Genomic DNA, 21,858 nt, shown 5'->3' on the forward strand with positions numbered 1-21,858 from the left:
TATTCACCTCGTATTTATTAAGTTTATTCGTGTTTTCGACTTATGTAAAGGATTATTACGTTATCTTTTAGTTAAATTAGTTTAACTATTTTGTAAAAAATACTATCATATACTTAAGCTAAATAAACAAGGGGACTAGACAGATGATCGGAATAACAAAAGAAATTGTTGGGGGAGTACCAAGCTTAGTGGTTGTCAATACAGCCAAAGAAAATAATGCACTACCGACCGTTATTTATTTTCACGGAATTACCAGTGCCAAAGAGCATAATTTACCATTGGCATTTCTTTTAGCTGAGAAAGGAATGCGTGTTATTTTACCGGACAGTATGTATCATGGTGAAAGAGAATCAAATGATATTTCAGATGTTCGTTATTATCTGTTTCAAATTGTATTACAAAATGTAAAAGAATTACAAGATATGAAGGTTGATCTTGAAGAAAAGGGACTCCTATCAGAGGGACGAATAGGTGTCGCTGGTACAAGTATGGGAGGTATCACAACTGCAGCGGCGTTAACTCAATACAGTTGGATTAAATCCGCAGCGATCTTAATGGGGTCTCCGAAGCTTACTTCTTTTGCAAGGGAGCTAGTTGATGTCTACAGAACAGCGGGGGATTTACCTTTAACAGTGGAAGAAATTAACCAACTGTATGATACGTTAACAAGTTATGACTTATCATTACAAGCAGAAAAGTTAAATGATCGACCATTACTTTTCTGGCATGGTGATAGCGATTCAACAGTTCCTTTTGATCATTCGTATCGTTTTTATCTACATGCTAAGAAACTATATAAAGACCAAGCTAATTTAGCCTTTTTACGTGAGAGTGGTCGAGATCATAAAGTAAGTAGATATGCCATCTTAGAGACGATGAAATGGTTTGTCAAACACCTGTGATTTAAATCATTTTAAAAACAAGTAAAATATGTTTAAATGTAATTATGAGGAAAGAAGGAGGGAAAACCATGGATGAAGCATTAAAAGAAAATCTCATGGGGGCTCTTGAGAATGTAATTGATCCCGAGCTAGGTATTGATATTGTTAATCTTGGGCTAATATATGATGTGGATCTAGATGATGAGGGCTTATGTATCGTGACGATGACGTTAACTGCAATGGGTTGTCCTTTATCAGCTCATATTGAGGCTGATATTAAACGTGCCTTGTCTGATATTCCCGAAGTCAAAGAGACACAAACAAATATTGTTTGGGATCCGCCTTGGGGTAAAGACAAAATGTCTCGTTATGCAAAAATAGCATTAGGTATTCCAGATTGATTAGAAAAAGAAAGCCGACGATAGAGCCGGCTTTCTTTTGTTTCTATGATATAAATAATAAAACGATGGTTCCAACGATAAAACAATAAAAAGCAAAGTACTTTAAATTTCCTTTTGCCATAATATTCATAAACCATTTTAATGCAAAGTATGAAGCAAGAATAGAGGCTATAAACGCTATTAGGTACGGAATAATTAACGTATTAAATTCGGGATCATCTACAAATTCTCCAATAGAGAGTAATCCAACTCCTAAACTAACCGGTATATAGAGGAGAAAGGAGAATCGAAGTGCAGTTTCTTGTTTCATGCCTAATAGCATAGAACCTACAATAGTTGCTCCTGACCGACTTATCCCAGGAATTAACGCTACCGATTGTGCAAATCCTACTATGACTGCATCCTTCCAAGAAATATTTTTGTCTCCTTTTCTTCCACGTAAATTTCTTATAATCCATAGTGCAATTCCTGTAATTAATAAAGTGATTCCAACTACATAAGATTTACTAAGTGAACCAATAGTATCTTTCAGGAGAATTCCCATAACGCCTGTTGGTATGGTTGCAATAACAAGCATAACCATAAATTGAAAATCGTCTTTAGCATCTGTTTCTCTGGAGATGATATAACGAAGACTGTTTTTCACTAATCGGATAATATCTTTATAGTAAACCATAATAACCGCTATTAAAGATCCAAAGTTTACAAAAGCCTCAAAAGAAACCCCTGGTCTATCTATTCCAAGTATCTCTCTTGCAAGCACAAGGTGGCCACTAGAGGAAATAGGAATTGGTTCGGTAAATCCTTGTAATAAACCTAAAAATAAATATTGTAGTATAACGATTAACTCTTGTTCCATAATAATTATTCTCCTAGTCCTTAATTGGCTATTTTTGTCACCTCTAATTAGGCTAATGAATAGTCTAACTTGTGAGGAGGTCGATCAAATATGTCACATAAAAAACATATGTATGATTTATGTAAGACTCACATGCATTCTTATGTGTTAGCACAGTTAGAAGATGGTACTAACTTTGATGGGATTATTACTGGTTTAGACGATGAGTATGTATATTTTGCGGTACCGATCGATAATGACGTATCTACACAAATGTTACCTAACAACATGGGTGAACAGCGTCAATTCGGTTGGCCTGGCTATGGTTACGGGTATCCAGGATATGGCTATGGTTTCCCTGGTTATGGATATGGCCCACGTAGAAGATTTAGACGACTAGTTCTTCCTCTGGCTGCATTAGCTGCATTAAGTGTATTACCTTGGTATTAACTAGTGTGTTTCGTGAGCTGTAGCATAATAGTAAACCCTTGCCATGTAATAGAAGGCAAGGGTTTTACATTCGTATTCTATCCATTTTTAACAGTTAGTTCCAATTATTGATCTTTCTGTTCACGTAATAGGCCGTCTCCTAGAATGAAGACCACAACGGAGAAGATTGCTGCCATTACTAATGTAGCAACTAAGTCTAATGCAACTCCTGCCATACTTGATAATACGTATGAAAGTACAAAAGTAATTAATACAGCCCATAAAATTGTAGCTAGATAACGCATATGTACACCCCATTTATTCTTCGATAATAAACAACTGATAATTTCCTATTTTAGTTTACCAAATGAACTCATAAATTAAAAGTATTTCTTCATAGTTTACAAAGAGAGGAGGAAATGAAATGGCTATCTACGTTCATAATTGTTTTCATTGGATTGGATATCATTATGTTAATTATTTACTCGAAAAGGGTAAGGTAATAATAGGGGTAGATGAAATCAATTCTGATAAAAAAGAAAACCTCTCCATGTTGATTGGTAGGAATAGCGATTTTAAGCTATTAACCCCAAAAGAAGTACGTGACGAGGAGGTTGCTCTTGTTATCGGAGATATTTCACCTTCGTACCCAATAAATGCAGAGAAAATCCTACAAATTAATGTAGGAGTACTAAAAAACAAATTACAAAATGCTATTGTAGTGAATGCTCCAATTCTTTTCGGAGAATGGATGGATATGACGGAGAATGGAGTTAAATTAAGAAATAAAATTGTTCCTTTTGATTCGGAAGAGTTTCAAGCAAATGCGATTTACATTCAAGACTTTGTCAAAAAGACATATCCACTACTTAATTCAAGCCACTATTCCTCGGATATTATGGTCTCTACCAAGAAAATTTTCCTAGATGATGCTGTAAAACTTGAAAATTCCATCTATATTCGTGACAATATACCTATAGAAGAAAATGTGAAAAAGCTAATAGCACATTATCGACGCTATAAACATTTTTATTAATTCAGATAGAAAATGAATGGAGTGCACTAACTTGAGGAGAATTCTCAGTATAACTATACTAATTATTTTTGGATTACTAGTTACTAGTGGTTGCGCAAGTGAAAGTCAAGGAAAGCTTTATAAAGCTGCCATGATTATGGAAGGGACTATAGAAGATATACCATGGAATCAAAAGGGATACGATGGTCTATTAGCTATTGAGAAGGAACTTGGTGTCGATATAGAAATAAGAGAGAATATTAGTTCAGATGAAGAAATCTCTAAGGTAGTTAGCGAACTCGTAAATGAAGGTACGAATTTAATTTTTGGGCATAGCAGTAATTACGGTGATGAGTTTTATCGCCTGTCCAAATCACATACCGATGTTCATTTTGTATATTTTAACGGTAATTATTATAGTGATAATCTAACAAGTATGACTTTTAATTCCCATGCGATGGGATTCTTTGCAGGGATGATTGCTAGTAGAATGTCTGATACCAACGAAGTGGGCATCATAGCTGCCTATCAATGGCAACCAGAAATTGAGGGATTTTATGAAGGTGTAAAGTATCAAAATCAAGATACGAATGTAAATATGGAATTTATCTATGATTGGACAGCTAGTGATGTAGCTTTCCAAGCATACAATCGAATGAAAGAAAATGGTATCGATGTTATCTATCCAGCTGGAGATGCTTTTAGTGAGGAAATAATAAAGCTAGCTAGTGAAGATGATATATATGCGATTGGATTTGTTTCGGATCAGATTAATATAGAGCCTGAAACAGTTTTGACAAGTACTGTCCAGCATGTGGAACAAATTTATTTGTTGGCAGCTGAGAGATTTAATAATGATGAACTAGAAGGAGAAATTATGTCATTTGATTTTAAAGATGACTTTATTACATTAGGCGATTATAGTAAGGAAGTTCCAAAATCTTTTCAGAAGAAGCTAAATAAGTATATTGAAAAATATAAAGAAACAGGCTTGCTACCGAATCAATACTAATATACCTATGGGTTGATTTTACTGAAGTTAGGTAAATACAACTTGCAAGTCTCTCTTTTTTGCATTAAAATTAGTACCAAGTCATAATATTTGATAACAAACTTAAAAGGTTAGGGGATGTCTATATGGGTGTTGGAGTTTTAGGAGTAGGTCATTACACACCAGTGAAGATAGTAACGAATAAAGATTTAGAAAATATAGTAGACACAAGCGATGAGTGGATTCGTACACGAACTGGCATAGAGGAAAGAAGAATAGCCGATGATGATATGAATACTTCTGATATGGCTTATCATGCTTCTTTAAGTGCAATAGAAGATGCAAATATTAAGCCGGAAGACATCGACTTAATCCTAGTTGCTACCGTCACACCAGATACACCATTTCCATCTGTTTCATGTATTCTTCAAGAAAAACTTGGTGCTTGGAATGCAGCAGCTATGGACGTTAGTGCGGCATGTGCAGGTTTTATGTATGGAATGATTACTGCCAAGCAATTTATTGAAACAAAAGTATATAAAAATGTATTAGTTGTCGGAGCAGAAAAACTTTCAAAAATAACTGACTGGACTGACCGTAATACTTGTGTTTTATTCGGTGATGGTGCTGGTGCAGCAGTGATGGGTGAAGTATCTGAGGGGAAAGGCATTCTTTCATTCGAATTAGGTGCTAATGGTTCAGGAGGCAAACATCTCTATCAAAAGAATGATGGATTTATTACGATGAATGGTCGTGAGGTATTTAAGTTTGCAGTTAGACAAATGCCTGAGTCATCTTTAAATGTGCTTGAAAAAGCTGGGCTAAAGAAAGAAGATGTTGATTATTTAGTTCCACATCAGGCTAATATTCGGATCATGGAGGCTGCAATGGAAAAGCTAGGTGTTTCTGAAGAGAAAATGGCGAAGGTAATTCATAAATATGGAAACAATTCATCAGCGAGTATACCTATGGCTTTATCAGAAAGTGTAAAAGATGGTAAAATTAAGGAAAATGATGTATTAGTTTTAGTAGGATTCGGTGGCGGATTAACGTGGGGAGCAGTTGCATTACGCTGGGGAAGATAGTTGAATCACTAGGAAGTAATGCTCGTTCCCGAAAGACACAAAACACTTTAGGAGGAGTACCAAACATGTCGGATAGAAGAGTAGTTGTTACAGGGCTTGGAGCTGTTACCCCAATTGGTAACGATGTAAAAACAATGTGGGAGAATCTCCTTGCAGGTAATTCTGGAATAGATTTTGTTACTCAGGTTGATAAAGATGAGTTTCCAGCAAAGGTTGCAGCAGAAGTAAAAGATTTTGATCCTACATTATTTGTCGAGAAGAAAGATGCCCGTAAAATGGATCCATTTACGCAATTTGCTGTTGCAGCGTCTAAAATGGCATTAAAAGATGCTAGTTTAGAAATAACAGAGGATATTGCACATCGCGTGGGTGTATGGATTGGTTCAGGAATTGGTGGAATGAAAACGTATGAGGAGCAGTTCCGCAAATTTATAGACAAAGGTCATAAGCGAGTTAGTCCATTTTTTGTTCCTATGATGATTCCAGATATGGCAGCGGGTCAGGTTTCCATTCAAACAGGAGCAAAAGGTATTAATTCATGTACGGTAACGGCTTGTGCATCGGGTGCCAATTCCATTGGGGATGCATTTAAGTCTGTACAACGTGGAGATGTGGACTACATGATTGCAGGTGGAACAGAAGCTCCAATAACTAATATGGCATTTGCTGGCTTCTGCTCGGCAAAGGCATTGTCCTTTAATGAGGATCCAAAAACAGCTAGTCGTCCCTTTGATAAAAATCGCGATGGATTTGTCATGGGTGAAGGAGCAGGCATCCTAATTCTAGAATCATTAGAGTCTGCGTTAGCACGTGGTGCTCACATTTATGCAGAAATTGTAGGTTATGGTGCTACTGGTGATGCTTATCATATTACTGCTCCTGCTGAACATGGTGAAGGGGCTGCTAGGGCGATGCAGCATGCTTTGCGAGATGCAGGGTTACAACCCGAAGATGTTGATTACATCAATGCACATGGTACAAGCACAGATTTAAATGACAAATTTGAAACAGAAGCGATAAAGACTATCTTTGGAGACCATGCTTATAAGCTAGCTGTGTCTTCTACCAAATCAATGACTGGGCACTTATTAGGAGCAGCAGGTGGTGTTGAGGCAGTTATTTCTGTCAAAGCGATAGAGGATAGCGTTCTCCCTGCGACAATCAATTATGAAACGCCAGATCCAGATTGTGATTTGGATTACGTACCTAATGAAGCTAGAAAGCAAGATGTTAATGTCGTATTAAGTAATTCATTAGGTTTTGGTGGACATAATGTATCACTTGTTTTTAAGAAATATCAATAATATATAGATAGCTTAGTGAAGGGTTGACCGAATTGGTCAGCCTTTTTTGTTTGAAATTGAAAGTTTCATGGAGATAAGCCTGAAACATCCCCTTAATCTATTTCCTCTATTAAATTTCTATCATGTAATAAAAAGCCCTAGCATATAATCCAATATAAACTAAAGGACAAGCATGGGTGGTAATGAGATGGGGCATATCTTTATCTTCTTAATTGGATTTGGACTAGCTGTAACTGGAGGAGTAACATTGATTGCTTATATGAACTTCTTGCCAGCAGGTGTTTCCTGGTCAGAATACTTTATTTTTATTAGCGGGCGATTGGAATGTTATTTTCTACCGATTGGTTTAATATTGATGACTTTTGTTATTTATACATACCCAAACAGACCATAGCTGATTTTTTTACTCACTCGAATAAATTTTTAAATGATGGTCATAATGTATTCTAAAGCGTGTTCAAAAATTATGGCATAGATGGTAATTTTTTGAACAACCTCGAGGGAAGATTCATTTTGGGAGTGAGGGGTGTTGTATGTTATATTTACACGATGTATGGGTGAACTGGTTTGAAGGTGAAGAAAACGGCTATAATGTATGTTATTTCCATGAATGGAGAAAAGATGACGGAATAGAATTACTTGACCAAGTTCCACTACTATACATAACTGAATCATTATATCAATACATTGAAAATGATATGCATGACTTACCTCAAGGGTTACTTGATGCTATTTATAAGCGTGCATATACTAGAAAAGGGCAAGACCGTTCCGTTGTAGATTATGCTTGTATTGTAACAGATGGTAACGATATCTTGGCATTTGATACAATTGGATATCGAATACCAATCCGTAAGAGTCGATTAATTCCGAGGCAGGAACAGCTTGTATACGAAATGATTGAAAAAGTAAGACCACAAAGTTTTGGTTTTGATGACACTACGTACGAAAAAGAATATCATATGCTTTCTATGGCTCCTGAGCTTGTATTTGGATTAACTAGAAGAGAGCGACAATTAAAGCAGCTATTAATGATGGGATTGGACCAGCTTCGAACATCCAATAATATCGAAGAATTACGTTATTGGCTTACGGAATGGGACCCAAAGAAGTATCCTGATATTCGGTATATGGATGAGGATGAAGTTTGGCAGGCATTATATGATGGAGTTAAGTTTGGATGGAGTTTTGTCCATGAAGAACTCTGTGAAAAACTAATCAAAGGCCAACCATTTCTGGAGAAAATGTGGGAACTTGAAAATAATTATGCTGAAGGTGCATCCAAACAAAAATCAAAGAATCAGTGAGACATTTCCTCGCTGATTCTTTTGCTTATATAAATTTCATAGAGCATACTTCATAAAATTGATTTCTTAGTAAATGTTTAAAGAACCGTTTATGATAGATTAATACTTAAATTAAAGTGAGGAAGCAAAATGGTTCAAGAAGTAAGTTATCATATTAATTTACAAGAAATTAAGCTATTGAATTCAAGATTGAACGAGGGAATTCAAGTTATAATGGTCATTAGTGGGGAACTAGTAGTTGAAACCGATAGCAGATTTTATATGCTAGAGGAAAGAGATCTACTTGTTCTAAATCAAAATCAACTTTATCAAATTAACAGCCGCCATAACAATAGAGTTTTGGTTTTAAAAATTTCAAATAAGTTTATGGAATTGTTCTATCCAGCTTATCGGTATTATCGTTTTGAATGTTATTCAAAAGAAATTGATATGGGAAGAGTACATTTGCTAAAGACTATTCAGAAGTTGTTAGTTGAGATGTTAATATCTTATTATCGAAAAGATGAAAGCCATAAGATTGAAATGCAATCTTATTGTAGTCGAATATTACTCACTCTTATCCGTGGTTTTAAACAGAAAGCCATCCAAACGGAAAGTCATATTTCAGACAATCCTCGTATAAACAAAATCATTAATTACATAGAAGAGAGTTATAAATATCCTATCACATTAGAAGAGACAGCAAAGAAATTTTATATTTCTGCTGGTTATTTATCTCGGTACTTTAAACAAAAGATGGATATAGGTTTTAATCGATATCTAATGAAGATAAGGCTCAATCATGCAGTGAAGGATTTGCTTTATACCTCTCATTCAATTGGTCAAATTGCATTGGATAATGGATTTCCTAATGCCAAATCCTTTACAACCCTGTTCAAGGAGACGTATAAAGATACGCCAAAGGCTTATCGTGAAAAGAATCAAAAGAATATGGTTGATGAAGTAAAGATTCATCAATCAGAGGACACGTTGGAAACCAAGCAATCAAGAGATATATTAAATGGATTGCAGTTTATTCTTGAAGAAGACATTACTGACTCATATAAAAGTGCAGAATGGAGAACAGAAGAATTAACAATAGACATTTCCTTAGGGAGCAATCAAAATGAGAAAATCGTTACCCCAAAATACAATCTATCCATCGGAGAATTAAAGGAATTATTAAGAGAAGACGTAAGGTCACAGATATTAATGACTAAAAAGAACCTTGGGTTAGATTATGTAGGAGTAAGTAGATTAATTACTGGTTCGACTATTATCCCCGCTGTTGAAACAGATGAAATTGTTGCAACTACTTCTCCATATTACAATGCTGACTTTGCAATAACTTTTCTTAAACAACATAGCGTTTCCTTATTTATCAAAGTAGACTATCAAGAAATAACCGAAAATGAACAATATTATTTCACCGAATTGGAAAATTTCTTGAAACATTGTCTTACCGTTTTCGGAAGATCATTTATAAAAACATGGAAATTTATGTTTTATGAGCCTTCTTCAACAATCGTTAATGCTAATGAAATGAAACGCGTTTATCTTAAGTTCAATAAGAAGATAAAGTATCTAATTCCAGAACTAGATATAGGGGTGTTCTTTCCGTTCTTTTATAGAGAGGAAAGAACAAGTAAGAAACATGAATGGATGATGGAGAAGGACATTCCAATTGATTTTTATGGGTATGATGCTAACCAAAATGAAATTATCGATTTTGAAAACCTTGATGATGAACGATTTACATTAACGGAGAACTTCATAACGGATAAAACCGGGAAATTAAAAGAATACTTCCGAAAGAATCATAAAGAAAAACCACTTCATCTAGTTAGTTGGAATACGTTGACTGGGAATACTCGTTATACGAATGGAACATTTTTTAGAGGTGCACTAGTATTTAAAAGTGCATTTGAGATTGCAAAAGAAGTTGACTCAATTGGTTTTTGGATTAATACGGAATTGCATGAAAATAGAGTGAAAAATAGAGGAATCCGTTTAGAAGGAATGGAGCTTTTTCACTACTTTAGTGGCAAACGACCGGCGTTTTTTTCCATGGAATTCTTGCAGCGTTTGAATGGAAGCATTATAGCACAGGATAATGAATATATTATGACCGAGAATGAACGGGGCTATCAGCTTGTACTTATGAATTATAATACGGTCAATCCTTACTATTCAACAGAAGAAACATTGTTAAGAAAGTTGAATAAAGACATTCATGTAACTATTAAAAACCTTGAACCTGGTGAATATCAAATTCGAAAACGGATATTTGATAAGGATCATGGGGCTCTTTATAATCAATGGTGGAAATTGAATAGTAAGTTTGGAATTGATGAAGAAGTGATTCAATATATTATTAATTCTAGTCAACCTTCACTAGAATTATTTGATAAGAGCTTTAAAGAGGAATGGTCCTTCTATTCTTACTTAACTTTCAATGCTATACATTTTTTTGAGATACGTAAAATAAAAAATTAGTTAATACCTAGATGAGGGAATCAATGCAATTGCATTGATTCTTTTTTTTGAAAGATAAGGTAGTATAAATTCAGAGATGTCTAGCTCCGGGCGCCTGCGACTAGCGAAGGAACTACTTGAGAAGGCTTCTTTGCCTTTGTGCCGAGTAACCGCAAATGTTTTCGGTGGGGCGAGTAATCGCAGCCCCAGGCACAAGACTTCCCTCACCTCCGTACGATAAGTCAACATCGACTCATAAGGAAGGTCGACTAAAACCGGCCTATGCGGCCAACGTCGACATACCCCTATGAAGGGGCATGTTTCCTTTATCTCCTGCGGGAAGAATGGTCAACTAAAACCGCCACTTTGCGTGGCAACGTTGACCCACCTGGCATGGCCAGGCGCAGTCCGTACGTCGCAAAGCGGGCGCCCTGCGCTTTTCTTAGGTAAAGAATAAACGGGTGATTTTTTACTTATCAAAATTAGGGGATAAGAATAGGAGCAAACTTTGCTCATTAATGAACAAGTATTACCTTATGTGCCTGTATATTATTTCCTATAATTTACTTATATTAATAAGCAGCTTATTAACGAAGACTAAACTTTATATGGAGACTTAATTTTTTAAGTTTCTAAAGGAGGAACATCATGGAGGCAACAAACTATAAAGGTACAAATAAAATGATTGCAGGTATTGTTTTTGGGGTTATCACATTCTGGTTATTTGCTCAAGCAATGGTAAATATAGTCCCAGCAGTTCAAGAGGATTTAGGTGTTGAATTAGGGGTTTTAAATATCGCGATTAGTTTAACTTCTTTATTCTCAGGTATGTTTATTGTCGTAGCTGGTGGTTTAGCAGATAGAATTGGAAGAAAGAAAATCACGTATCTCGGTTTAATCCTAAGTATTATTGGTTCATTACTTTTGGTACTTGCACAAGGTTCTACATTTTTAATTATTGGCCGTGTACTACAGGGATTATCTGCTGCATGTATTATGCCAGCAACAATCGCTTTAATGAAAGCATATTTTGAAGGTGCAGAAAGACAACGTGCGCTTAGTTACTGGTCTATCGGTTCTTGGGGAGGATCTGGAATCACTTCATTTGCTGGTGGTGCTATTGCAACCTATATGGGGTGGAAATGGATTTTTGTTTTCTCCATCGTATTTGCTTTACTTGCGATGTGGTTAATTAAGGAAGTTCCTGAAAGTAAGGCGAGAACAACTGGTAAATTTAAGTTTGATTTCGGTGGGCTAGGTATTTTCATAATTACAATGCTAGCGATTAATATATTCATAACACAAGGTGCTGAATTAGGTTGGACAAGTGTTGCAACCATCGCATTAGCGGCAGTATCTATTGTGGGAGTTATCGTATTTGTTAAGTATGAGGCAAAAAGAAACAATGCGCTTATTGATTTTAAGCTATTTAAAAACAAACCATATACAGGAGCAACTATCTCGAACTTTCTATTGAATGCAGTTGCGGGTACGTTGATTGTAGCTAATACGTATGTTCAAGTAGGCCGCGGATTTACTGCCTTCCAATCAGGTTTATTATCCATTGGTTATTTAGTTGCGGTGTTAGGAATGATTCGTGTCGGTGAGAAGATTATGCAAAGAACTGGTGCTAAAAAGCCTATGATTTGGGGGTCATCCATAACGTTAGTTGGTGTTGCTTTAATGGGATTAACATTCCTACCAGGTTTCACGTACACCGTAATCGTATTTGTCGGATTCATTTTGTTTGGTTTAGGTCTAGGGATGTATGCAACTCCGTCAACAGATACAGCAGTTTCTGCTGCTCCAGACGAAAAAGTTGGGGAAGCATCGGGTATTTATAAAATGGCTAGTTCATTAGGTAATGCTTTCGGTATTGCAATCTCTGCAACCGTATATGGTACTGTAGCAGCGATGAGTTCTGTTCATATAGCAGCTACTGTCGGTATTATTACAAATGTAATCTTCGCAGCTGTTTCATTATTATCGATTATAATACTTGTTCCAAATGCTAATAGAAAAGTAAGAAGAGCTGGTAAATTAGTTACGGAATAATGTGTTGTATGAGTTCAATAGAAAGGGGATTACTCAAATGAAAGAACAATTGATGAAAATGTTAGAAGAACGAGAAAATGAGATGATTGAAATCCGACGTTATTTGCATGAGAATCCGGAACTTTCGTTTCAAGAGGAAAAAACAGCTACTTATATAGCTGATTTTTATAAAGGAAAAGATGTAGAGATTGAAACAAATGTTGGTAATGGATATGGCATCGTTGTCACAATCAAAGGGAGCAGACCTGGTAAGACAGTAGCACTAAGAGCTGATTTTGATGCTCTTCCTATTAAAGAAGAGCTGGATGTTCCCTTTAAGTCCAAAAATGAAGGTGTTATGCATGCGTGTGGACATGACGCACATACTGCTTACCTTCTAGTATTGGCTGATTGTCTAATCCAGTTAAAAGATCAAATTCAAGGTAATGTTAAAATCATTCATCAACATGCTGAAGAAGTACCACCTGGTGGAGCAAAATCGATAGTAGAAGCAGGTTATCTAGACGATGTGAATGCAATATTTGGTATTCATGTTCTCCCAATGGCTCCAGCTGGTACCGTTGGGTATCACAGTGGTTATTCTTTTAATGGGCGTTCCTATTTTAAACTACACTTACAAGCAAGTGGAGGACATGGTTCTTCACCACACAAGGCTAACGATGCTATTGTTGCAGGGGCTTATTTTGTTACAACAGTCCAAACCATTGTTAGCCGTAGAGTGGATCCAAATAGTGCAGGAGTTGTAACTATCGGTTCATTTGATGGAAAGGGTAGTTTTAATGTAATTAAAGATAGCATTGAAATTGAAGGTGATATACGCTATTCAGATAATGACACGAAGGCTATTATTGAAAAAGAGATCCACCGCATTGTAAGAGGAACGGAAGAACTATTCGGTGTAACATGTGAACTCACTTACGAACCAGACTATCCACCGTTATATAATGACCCGGAAATGACTATGTTTGTTGCGGATACGTTAAATGAGGTTAAAGATCAACATATTAAAGAAGTAAAGGAATTCCCTAAAATGTCACCATCCGATGATTTTGCGTACTATTTAGAGAAGGTACCTGGTTCTTATTTTTATATCGGTTGTACACCAAAGGGAGTAAAAGAACCATATTTTAACCACCATCCTAAATTTGATATTGACGAAGATGCGATATTAGTGGCTGCAAAATCTGTAGGACATGTCGTCTGCAATTATTTATCAAAAGCTTAATGTGGAATCAAACAAAAACAGGAACATTATCCGAATGATGATGTTCCTGTTTTTTTATTGCACTTATTTTGCTGCATTTTTAAAATTAGATTCGATAGTAGCTAATACAGGCTATTTTTTCTTTCTAACTCTACCAAGGCCCATAGCTTTTTTTGCTTTTTGCATGGTTTTATTTGCTACAATAGAAGCTTTTTCCGCACCCTCATCTAAAATATCATCGAGTTGATCTGATTCTAAAATTTCATAATAACGGTCTTGTATTGGTTTTAGAACTGCAATTACAGCATCTGCCACACCTTGCTTAAAGTCTCCATACCCTTTACCTTCATACTTTGCTTCAAGTTCAACGATTGATTCTCCAGAGAAGGCAGAGTGAATGTCTAAGAGATTGGAAACACCAGCCTTAGTTTCTTTATCGTATTTTACGACACCTTCTGAATCAGTAACGGCGCTTTTGATTTTCTTTTCAATTTGTTTGGGATCATCAAGCATAAAAATAGATGCTTTAACATTTTCATCGGATTTGCTCATTTTCTTAGTTGGTTCTTGCAGAGACATGATTCGAGCTCCAACTTTAGGAATACTAATCTCAGGGACATTGAAGACTTCTAAGTAGCGATTGTTAAAACGCTGAGCTAGGTCACGAGTTAATTCTAAATGTTGCTTTTGATCATCGCCAACTGGAACTATATCCGAATTATAAAGTAAAATATCTGCTGCCATTAGAGATGGGTAAGTGAAAAGTGCAGCAGATACCGCGTCTTTCCCTTCTGACTTATCCTTAAACTGTGTCATACGTTCTAGTTCCCCCATATAGTTAATGGATTGCATCATCCATCCTAGCTGCGTGTGTGCTGGTACTTCTGATTGGATGAATAAAGTCGCTTTCTCTGGATTGATTCCTGCAGCTAGATACAGTGCAGCTAAAGAACGGATGTTTTTTCGTAGTTGTAATCGATCTTGAGGAACGGTAATTGCATGTTCATCAACAATACAGAAGAAACAATTATGTGTTTCTTGAAGCTCTACAAATTGTCTGATTGCCCCCACGTAGTTACCAATAGTTAAGGAACCACTTGGTTGGATTCCTGAAAAGATTGTTCTCATAATAAATCCACTCCTTCTAATTTTGTACAATAAAAAAAGCCCATTCGTTTCCCTATTGGAAGGGACGAATGAACCCCCGTGTGCCACCGTACCACTAAACTTTGGGTATGCCCATTCCTCATTCGTCCCGTTAAATTCCTCTAAAGCCTCAATTATAAACTTTATTATGCTAGCCTCATCTTTCCCAATTTTATTAGGATCTTTATCCCACAAGGTAGATAATAGGCTAAATAGGACTATTTGATTTTGTTCTTTTACTTTCTTTTTACTTACTCTGCCTTTTTCAGTTTTGAGTTCTTCTTTTAAATGATTAAATTTTTCGGTAGGTACGGTGGTGATACTCATTGCCTTTTTAGCAAACTTTAAATTAATTACCATTTCCTTATTTGGCTTATACTCAATTGATTCTATCACATGTTTTAAATAATTTCTTACTTGCTTAGTTGTTTGATTTTTATAAAAGGTTTCAGGCTGAAGTAATAATCCTACAACTTCCTGCAATTCAACTTTTTTCATACTTTGTTCTTCTTGTTCTTCATTTAATTGGTTTTTTTGCTTTCTTAATGTCCTAATCTCTTTAGTTAATTCCTCACCTTGTTTTATTAAATCCATTTTAAACTCCGGATCAGTTACTTGACCAATGCTAGAGATAATTCCTTGCTTAGACTCTTCTGCTTTTTTAATTTTGTTATCTAGGCCATTTATCTTCTCAAGGTAGGCAGTATTATTTTCTAACGCATCTTTTTGATAACTATATAATGTTTTCAGTACATTAAGCAATACAGTTGCATTACCAAATATGTCAAGAACTATATTATCAACCTTTTCACAACGCACCAATTTCTTATTACTACAGTTTTGACCTTTACTTTTTATTGCTACATCACATTTGTAATAATAAAACTTAGAACGTGTCCCATCTTTTTTTACTTTTCCCAATGTGTATGTGCCATTCATAGCTCTACCACATTCATTACATTTCAACATACTGGAAAGTAAATAGGGACTATTTTCTCTTTGAGGGTCATAGTGCTTTTGTTTAGGCTTTCTTTCCTGTAGTTTTTGTTGAACTTTCTCCCATGTTTCAAACGGAACAATTGGAGTGAAATCAGGTTCCTTTCCTTCTCTAAAATTCTTACTCCAATACCATTCCTCAACTGGATTATCTGATCTTCTTTTCTTAGTAATTCTTTTTCTTCTATTCTTAACCATATAACCAGTATAAGATGGATTTCTAAGAATTCTCCAGACTTTTTTGCTGTTGAAGTATATCCCTTTGTAATTTTCTTCTGATCCTTTTTTACGGTATTTTTTTAACTCATTTTCATTTAAAATATCAGCATACTCTTCGTCTGCTAAGCGTACAATTTCACTTTGGCTTTTATCGTCTTCTAAATACCATTTAAAGATATTTTTAACCAATTGAATTTCTTTTCTATCACCCAAACAGTATTTTTTCCTTTTCTTCCCACCAATTTCAACATCTTCTATCGAGAGTCCTATTGGAATTGTACCACCAACATAGCATCCCATATCAACGAGCTCATTCATATTTGCAGATACTTTCTTTCTTACGTCTTCACGCATATTCTGATCAAATATAGACTGGATTAAATCCATCATTGTATTACTGTTCCAATCAAGAAGGTTTACTTCCTTACCACTATTCGCAAAGAATATACTAACACCCTTTTCCTGCAAGCTAGTAGTCATATTTATAAAGTCCTTAACTACCCGTGTGTATCTGCTACTGTCATAGCAAATTAAATATGTAATATTGTAAGTATCAATATCCTTTAGTAATTGTTGAAAAGCAGGACGGTCTTCAAAATTCTCGCTAGAAACATCTTCATCATAATAACCTTCATTGACAAGAGTAATGGAGTTATTGTCAGCAAAACTTTTAATAGCATTATACTGCTGTTGTGGACTAATTTTGTTTCCTGTTTTATCTACACTTGTTCTTATATAAGCAGCACCTAATTTCAACAAATCTCCTCCTTTTCCACCAAGAATTAGGGCTAATATCCTTCTGTAATCAGAGTTATCACCTTAAGTATATAATCACCTATGTATAAAAATAAGTAGGATTACAGGTACATCTTTGCTTCTTTTATAATACTTTGTCCTTGTCTTTTGCGCAAAAGTTTAGCATAAAGGGGACAACACTTCAGATAAAACAATTATACTACTACATTGCTAATGAGATAAATTAAGAATTATAAGTAATCACGATTATGAAAATAATTGAGGTTTTGAATTAAAACTTTTGATTGCTGGTACTTATCCGTCTATTTTAGGTCAGTTAATCAACTCAAAATGCAAGGTCTTTACCTCTTTTATTTTATTGCGGAGAAATTAAAGAAAGCGCGTTAGAATAGTTTTAAATTAAATGGAGGTGAATGACCGTGGGGAAAGTGATTGATTCACTGTGGCACAAATTGGCTTTGCTGGCTATAATGATTTACTATTCAGGAATTTTTACAACAATATGCTTACCGATGATGTGGTTGCATTACAGAATACCAGCCATAAATTATTATATATTTTCTCTAGGGATATTGTTTTTGGGTGGGGTGATTTTCAATTTAGTTTTAAATATATATCCTATCAAAGAAAAGGAATTAGAGGAGGAAATTCCAAAGTATTTTGTTATCAGTACTTTTACTGGTAAATTCATTACCTACAGTTTACTTAGTCTTACGATTTTTATTTTAACAGATAATTTTATTGTTAGTATATATTACCTATTGTTTCTAATGAGTGGGGGATTTTTTTGGTTCTGTATTCTTAGAGGATATATTTTGGCTAAAAAAAATTATAAGGAAAGTGAAATTAAAAAAGGTATTCCTTGGCAAGGAAAGGTATTGGTGTTTAGTATCCCAATTTCTTTAATACTAGGATATTTTATGTTTTATTAAAATAATTTGTTTGCTATATTTATAGCTGTAGGGTGAATGTACTGATTAAAAAATATCAGCTCATCATTTAACCTACAGCTATTTTAATATAAAAACAAATGTGGATTTTTAAAATGGTAGATCTTCGCTTGTAATCACAATATCACCCTCAAATAAGTACTCGACAAGTCGTGCAAATTCAGGATTACTCTTGTCTTGTTCAAATACTTTGATTATGAAACTCTCTACTTCGTTTAATGTACATTCTTTAATAGATTCTTCTTTGTTTCTAACCTCATCATGAATGAAAAAGATAAACTCAATAATGCCATTGAAGTATTCATATGAACCATTTTCTAAATGCTTTAGTCTATAACAATTTTCTTGATAGTTCCACTCTATGATGTAGTTAGAATTAAAATTGAATTTATACTTATGGGTATATTTACATTTAATCTTCCTAATTGAAAATGGCTCCTTAACTTCACCATTTATTACGGATTCAACCACATCATAAACATCAGAAATTGCTATTTGTCCGTACCAATCATAGTGTGGATTTAGGTGGAAAATATCTATATATTTTTCTAAATCGTTTTGTCTAAGGTGAGCACTATCTTTTCCAAAATGGTTAAAAATATCTTTGATTTTAACAGGTGAGTCCCTATCGGCCCATATTGTTTTGCTATTAAAATGGACTTCTTTACCTATCAGTGCAAGTTCATGAAAAGAAGTATAGAAACGACTATGATATTTTGATTTTGTTTTTTTGTAGAAATACTTTTGTAGGTTCCTTATTTCCTCACAAAAATTAAAGAAAACCATTTTGTCTTTTATATTTATTGATTCCTCTTCTATTAGGTAATTCATTAGCCCGTCATAATCTGTATATCCTAGTATCGAATTGTTAGAAAGAATTTTAAAATCGAATGAACTATTCCATGAAATATAGTAGTTGAATGCATAGTCTTCCTCAACTAATTTTAAATGGTAGGTCTCTTTTAAAGTCTCAAGTTTATTTTCGTTAAGGATGTTCGGTATTTTTGTTTCCAACTGTTTATGAACAAACTCTAAAAATCCCTCATAAGAACGTAGATAACCTTCACAGTAGATGTCGTAAAGATGAAATATTCTAAGGATATTAAAAATAACATTATCCACATTAATATTACCAATAGATTTTAAACACTCGGAATCCAGATGGAATATAGGAATATCCTCACTATCTTTAGTATGTATATCATAATTTTCTTTTGTGAAAACCCATTCTCCACTAGTCAAAAAATAAACTTTTCCACTATCACAAATTCTTAGTAACTCTCTTAATAATTCTTCTTGCTTTAGGGTTTTTACCCAAAAACTTTCTTCGAAAATGGACTTTTCCATAATATCAACCTCCTTAAAATTTACGTGGTAGGCTGATTGTTATATGTACTTTAAAGTAATGCTTTAATTATTTTTGTATTATCCTACAATTTATTTATAAAACAAATCCCAGCTCGAATCAAATTTATAGAGAGGCCTATTAATTTTATTTAATCATCGACATAATCGATTTGTGAATCATCACTTATCCGCGTATAATTACGACAATAATAAGAGGTGAATGAAGGGCGGAATGTTAATGAATTGCGAAGTATCAAAAATAAAGATAGGTAATCAACTACAGCATCTGTTGGAAGTTAATGGCTTTAATATCTCTGACAATTTATTATTTGAGAACTTAGGTCTTAACCAGTTAAACTTACAAAGATATTTAAACAATGAACAAACTCCAACGTTAGAAGATACCATTCGACAAGCAAATTTCTTTAATACTTCAGTAGATTTTATCACAGGGAATTCGAAGTACGTTTTGGATACATGGGACTATAATTTCTTAGAAGAATTTTTTCTATACTCATCTGAAAAAATAAAAGATCATTTTGATAATCGACATAATATGGGCATAGCTAGTGAAGATAGTATAGAAACAATACTGTTTGGGCTTTTAACTTATATGACACTATCAAGAACTGGAAAATCATTTGAAGACCTGACTGAAGAAGAAATTACGAATAAGAAGGATGCATTTAGAGAAATAATCTCACTACTTCATAGTTGTATAACGATGAGTAATCAAGATTGTTTTGATATAAAAGAGTTGAGGGCATTAAATAGAAGTATTGTAGATTATTTGTTTGGGGATTATAGTTTTGCCAATGAGAGAATCTTTAATGGGTTAGAGGATAACATTGTGGAATCACAAAATGACAGAGTTCAATTACTAAAGGCTTGTATTAATCAAAATATCGAACGCAGCCATAGGGTAGTAAAAATGTTAGATGAATTATCTGAGTAGTATTGTCGCGAATTAGAATTGTTAAAAATTTTAATTACCTGTAGGAAAAACACAGAGGTTTCTCCACAAGCAAAGGGCTGTAAAGTAATACAGCCCTTTGTAATAAAAATTATTCGGCAAGGGAAAACTCATCTTCTGTAACCCATTTGTGACTCGTTACTTATTCTCCACCAGTTGTAGGAACGGAATCAACCATATAAACTGTTGTTCCTGTGCTGAATCTATAACCGCAGTAGCACCTTCCATTCCCTGCATGCCTCGACTGTAACTTCGACCCCTGGCTCCAAAGATGATTAATTCCTATTCTGTACTTGCCATAAATAACATTAGTTGATAAATCGTAATCATTCCTATTTACAAACCGTAATCATTACGATATGATATAAAAGTTAAATAGCAATGAAAAGAATAGGAGGCATTGAGAAATGAAAACTTTTAAGGGAGTTGGAATAGCTTTAATACTTATAATCATTACAATTGGTTGTTCGCCATCCAATCGAGCAACCACAGAAGAAAGTTCGGATTTTACTATCTATACGACGATCTATCCAATTGAATATGCTATTGAAAGGATTGCCAAAGACACAGTGTCAGTTGAAACAGTTTACCCACCTGGGGTAGATGCTCATTCGTATGAACCTACATCAAAAGATATGATTACAATAGCAAAAGGTGATGCATTTATTTATTTAGGTGCTGGATTAGAGGCAATTGCAGAAACTGCTGCAGATTCACTTTCCTCTCAAAGTGTTAAATTAATTGAGATTGGACAGCATGATGAATTATTCATGGCGGACGTGGAGGAACATTCGGATGATTCTCATGAGAATGAAGAAGAATCTGATGAGGGTCATAATCATGGTACACAAGATCCACATATTTGGTTAGATCCACTCAGAATGATTGAACTATCAAAAATAATAAAGGATGAACTTATTACATTAAACCCGGATGAAGAAGCTACTTACAATGAAAATTTTGAAGCATTAGAAGCAGAGTTGATTACATTAGATGAGAGATTTACGGAAGTGTTAGAAGCAAAAGAAAATAAACATATTCTTGTAGCACATGCCGCTTTTGGATATTGGGAAGAACGCTATGGTATAGAACAAATACCTATTAGTGGGTTATCATCAAGTAATGAACCGTCACAAAAAGAGTTAACCAAAATAATTGATCAGGCCGAAGAATTCAATTTAAATCATATTCTTTATGAACAAAACAGTACAAATCGTGTTTCAGAAATAATCCAAGAGAAAATTGGCGCAGAGGCTTTAACCATTCACAACTTGTCTGTTTTAACTGAGGAAGATATTGAAAATAACGAGGATTATATTTCCCTAATGAATTACAATTTAGATATTCTTGATATAGCCACCAAATAATATTAAAAGCAACTACCTATTGTATGTCAGGTATAGACATACAATAGGTAGTTGCTATTTTCATAGTTTAACACTCTGATACATTTATAAAAATGGGAAGCATTGCTTTCATTAACCTTGCCCGTAGAGTGAAGAACCGC

19 protein-coding genes and 1 pseudogene are annotated in these 21,858 nt (G+C 34.6%); 15 read left to right on the top strand and 5 right to left on the bottom strand.

The window, feature by feature from the left end; genetic code table 11:
• Positions 1-143: 143 nt before the first annotated feature.
• Positions 144-902, top strand: coding sequence for a prolyl oligopeptidase family serine peptidase (locus tag TE34_RS17940; RefSeq protein WP_047986195.1), 759 nt, complete (start codon positions 144-146; stop codon positions 900-902).
• Between the two features lie 68 nt (positions 903-970).
• The gene (locus tag TE34_RS17945; protein WP_047986196.1) at positions 971-1,282 is read left to right on the top strand and encodes a metal-sulfur cluster assembly factor; all 312 of its coding nucleotides are present in this window, start codon (positions 971-973) and stop codon (positions 1,280-1,282) included.
• Positions 1,283-1,325: 43 nt separating this feature from the next.
• On the opposite strand, the gene TE34_RS17950 is transcribed toward TE34_RS17945, so the two are convergent.
• Complete coding sequence (locus TE34_RS17950) at positions 1,326-2,141, bottom strand: undecaprenyl-diphosphate phosphatase (RefSeq protein WP_047986197.1); 816 nt, start codon at positions 2,139-2,141, stop codon at positions 1,326-1,328.
• 90 nt (positions 2,142-2,231) lie between these two features.
• Between TE34_RS17950 and TE34_RS17955 the strand changes: the two genes are divergently transcribed.
• Positions 2,232-2,570, top strand: a complete 339-nt coding sequence (locus tag TE34_RS17955; protein ID WP_047986198.1) for a hypothetical protein — start codon at positions 2,232-2,234, stop codon at positions 2,568-2,570.
• A gap of 104 nt (positions 2,571-2,674) precedes the next feature.
• Here the strand turns inward: TE34_RS17955 and TE34_RS17960 are convergent, their stop codons facing one another.
• Positions 2,675-2,854 (bottom strand): YjzD family protein, encoded by a 180-nt coding sequence (locus TE34_RS17960; RefSeq protein ID WP_047986199.1) that lies wholly within the window; start codon positions 2,852-2,854, stop codon positions 2,675-2,677.
• 119 nt (positions 2,855-2,973) lie between these two features.
• Here TE34_RS17960 and TE34_RS17965 point away from each other — a divergent pair, with 119 nt between their 5' ends.
• The 9 genes from TE34_RS17965 to TE34_RS18005 all read left to right on the top strand — a co-directional run bounded on the left by TE34_RS17965 (position 2,974) and on the right by TE34_RS18005 (position 13,985).
• Positions 2,974-3,585 (top strand): Rossmann-fold NAD(P)-binding domain-containing protein, encoded by a 612-nt coding sequence (locus TE34_RS17965; protein WP_047986200.1) that lies wholly within the window; start codon positions 2,974-2,976, stop codon positions 3,583-3,585.
• A gap of 31 nt (positions 3,586-3,616) precedes the next feature.
• The gene (locus tag TE34_RS17970) at positions 3,617-4,576 is read left to right on the top strand and encodes a BMP family ABC transporter substrate-binding protein (protein WP_053075133.1); all 960 of its coding nucleotides are present in this window, start codon (positions 3,617-3,619) and stop codon (positions 4,574-4,576) included.
• Between the two features lie 125 nt (positions 4,577-4,701).
• Entirely contained in the window at positions 4,702-5,640 is a 939-nt protein-coding gene (locus tag TE34_RS17975; protein WP_047986202.1) for a beta-ketoacyl-ACP synthase III, read from the top strand.
• 65 nt (positions 5,641-5,705) lie between these two features.
• Entirely contained in the window at positions 5,706-6,944 is a 1,239-nt protein-coding gene (fabF, locus tag TE34_RS17980) for a beta-ketoacyl-ACP synthase II (RefSeq protein WP_047986203.1), read from the top strand.
• A gap of 187 nt (positions 6,945-7,131) precedes the next feature.
• On the top strand, positions 7,132-7,338 hold the full coding sequence (locus TE34_RS17985) for a hypothetical protein (RefSeq protein ID WP_047986204.1): 207 nt from the start codon (positions 7,132-7,134) through the stop codon (positions 7,336-7,338).
• A gap of 139 nt (positions 7,339-7,477) precedes the next feature.
• On the top strand, positions 7,478-8,251 hold the full coding sequence (locus TE34_RS17990) for a YjbA family protein (protein WP_047986205.1): 774 nt from the start codon (positions 7,478-7,480) through the stop codon (positions 8,249-8,251).
• 129 nt (positions 8,252-8,380) lie between these two features.
• A complete protein-coding gene (locus tag TE34_RS17995) occupies positions 8,381-10,726 on the top strand; it encodes a helix-turn-helix domain-containing protein (protein WP_047986206.1) in 2,346 nt (781 codons plus the stop codon).
• A 627-nt stretch (positions 10,727-11,353) separates the two neighbouring features.
• Positions 11,354-12,760 (top strand): MFS transporter, encoded by a 1,407-nt coding sequence (locus tag TE34_RS18000; RefSeq protein ID WP_047986207.1) that lies wholly within the window; start codon positions 11,354-11,356, stop codon positions 12,758-12,760.
• Between the two features lie 37 nt (positions 12,761-12,797).
• The gene (locus TE34_RS18005) at positions 12,798-13,985 is read left to right on the top strand and encodes an amidohydrolase (RefSeq protein WP_047986208.1); all 1,188 of its coding nucleotides are present in this window, start codon (positions 12,798-12,800) and stop codon (positions 13,983-13,985) included.
• 111 nt (positions 13,986-14,096) lie between these two features.
• On the opposite strand, the gene trpS is transcribed toward TE34_RS18005, so the two are convergent.
• Both trpS and TE34_RS21555 read right to left on the bottom strand, forming a co-directional pair.
• Positions 14,097-15,092: a tryptophan--tRNA ligase gene (gene trpS / locus TE34_RS21550; protein ID WP_047986230.1), complete on the bottom strand. Its 996-nt coding sequence runs from the start codon at positions 15,090-15,092 to the stop codon at positions 14,097-14,099.
• 813 nt (positions 15,093-15,905) lie between these two features.
• Positions 15,906-17,084 (bottom strand): annotated as a pseudogene (locus TE34_RS21555) (recombinase family protein); the annotation flags it as partial.
• Between the two features lie 416 nt (positions 17,085-17,500).
• On the opposite strand from TE34_RS21555, the gene TE34_RS18015 reads away from it, so the two are divergent.
• On the top strand, positions 17,501-18,013 hold the full coding sequence (locus TE34_RS18015) for a hypothetical protein (protein WP_047986209.1): 513 nt from the start codon (positions 17,501-17,503) through the stop codon (positions 18,011-18,013).
• A 108-nt stretch (positions 18,014-18,121) separates the two neighbouring features.
• On the opposite strand, the gene TE34_RS18020 is transcribed toward TE34_RS18015, so the two are convergent.
• Entirely contained in the window at positions 18,122-19,378 is a 1,257-nt protein-coding gene (locus TE34_RS18020) for a hypothetical protein (protein WP_047986210.1), read from the bottom strand.
• A 238-nt stretch (positions 19,379-19,616) separates the two neighbouring features.
• Between TE34_RS18020 and TE34_RS18025 the strand changes: the two genes are divergently transcribed.
• Positions 19,617-20,333, top strand: coding sequence for a hypothetical protein (locus TE34_RS18025; protein ID WP_147405201.1), 717 nt, complete (start codon positions 19,617-19,619; stop codon positions 20,331-20,333).
• A 425-nt stretch (positions 20,334-20,758) separates the two neighbouring features.
• Positions 20,759-21,718, top strand: a complete 960-nt coding sequence (locus TE34_RS18030) for a metal ABC transporter solute-binding protein, Zn/Mn family (protein WP_047986212.1) — start codon at positions 20,759-20,761, stop codon at positions 21,716-21,718.
• The last annotated feature ends 140 nt before the right edge of the window (positions 21,719-21,858 follow it).

It is taken from the genome of Ornithinibacillus californiensis (assembly GCF_001038485.1).
Taxonomy (GTDB): domain Bacteria; phylum Bacillota; class Bacilli; order Bacillales; family Amphibacillaceae; genus Ornithinibacillus; species Ornithinibacillus californiensis.

What these genes read in the sequence shown, in the direction of transcription:
- TE34_RS18030 (WP_047986212.1), top strand. Translation starts at nt 20,759, where the DNA reads ATGAAAACTTTTAAGGGAGTTGGAATAGCTTTAATACTTATAATCATT.
- TE34_RS17965 (WP_047986200.1), top strand. Translation starts at nt 2,974, where the DNA reads ATGGCTATCTACGTTCATAATTGTTTTCATTGGATTGGATATCATTAT.
- TE34_RS17975 (WP_047986202.1), top strand. Translation starts at nt 4,702, where the DNA reads ATGGGTGTTGGAGTTTTAGGAGTAGGTCATTACACACCAGTGAAGATA.
- TE34_RS18025 (WP_147405201.1), top strand. Translation starts at nt 19,617, where the DNA reads ATGAATTGCGAAGTATCAAAAATAAAGATAGGTAATCAACTACAGCAT.
- TE34_RS17985 (WP_047986204.1), top strand. Translation starts at nt 7,132, where the DNA reads ATGGGGCATATCTTTATCTTCTTAATTGGATTTGGACTAGCTGTAACT.
- TE34_RS17945 (WP_047986196.1), top strand. Translation starts at nt 971, where the DNA reads ATGGATGAAGCATTAAAAGAAAATCTCATGGGGGCTCTTGAGAATGTA.
- TE34_RS18000 (WP_047986207.1), top strand. Translation starts at nt 11,354, where the DNA reads ATGGAGGCAACAAACTATAAAGGTACAAATAAAATGATTGCAGGTATT.
- TE34_RS17940 (WP_047986195.1), top strand. Translation starts at nt 144, where the DNA reads ATGATCGGAATAACAAAAGAAATTGTTGGGGGAGTACCAAGCTTAGTG.
- TE34_RS17990 (WP_047986205.1), top strand. Translation starts at nt 7,478, where the DNA reads ATGTTATATTTACACGATGTATGGGTGAACTGGTTTGAAGGTGAAGAA.
- trpS (WP_047986230.1), bottom strand. Translation starts at nt 15,092, where the DNA reads ATGAGAACAATCTTTTCAGGAATCCAACCAAGTGGTTCCTTAACTATT.
- fabF (WP_047986203.1), top strand. Translation starts at nt 5,706, where the DNA reads ATGTCGGATAGAAGAGTAGTTGTTACAGGGCTTGGAGCTGTTACCCCA.
- TE34_RS17995 (WP_047986206.1), top strand. Translation starts at nt 8,381, where the DNA reads ATGGTTCAAGAAGTAAGTTATCATATTAATTTACAAGAAATTAAGCTA.
- TE34_RS18005 (WP_047986208.1), top strand. Translation starts at nt 12,798, where the DNA reads ATGAAAGAACAATTGATGAAAATGTTAGAAGAACGAGAAAATGAGATG.
- TE34_RS18020 (WP_047986210.1), bottom strand. Translation starts at nt 19,378, where the DNA reads ATGGAAAAGTCCATTTTCGAAGAAAGTTTTTGGGTAAAAACCCTAAAG.
- TE34_RS17950 (WP_047986197.1), bottom strand. Translation starts at nt 2,141, where the DNA reads ATGGAACAAGAGTTAATCGTTATACTACAATATTTATTTTTAGGTTTA.
- TE34_RS17955 (WP_047986198.1), top strand. Translation starts at nt 2,232, where the DNA reads ATGTCACATAAAAAACATATGTATGATTTATGTAAGACTCACATGCAT.
- TE34_RS17960 (WP_047986199.1), bottom strand. Translation starts at nt 2,854, where the DNA reads ATGCGTTATCTAGCTACAATTTTATGGGCTGTATTAATTACTTTTGTA.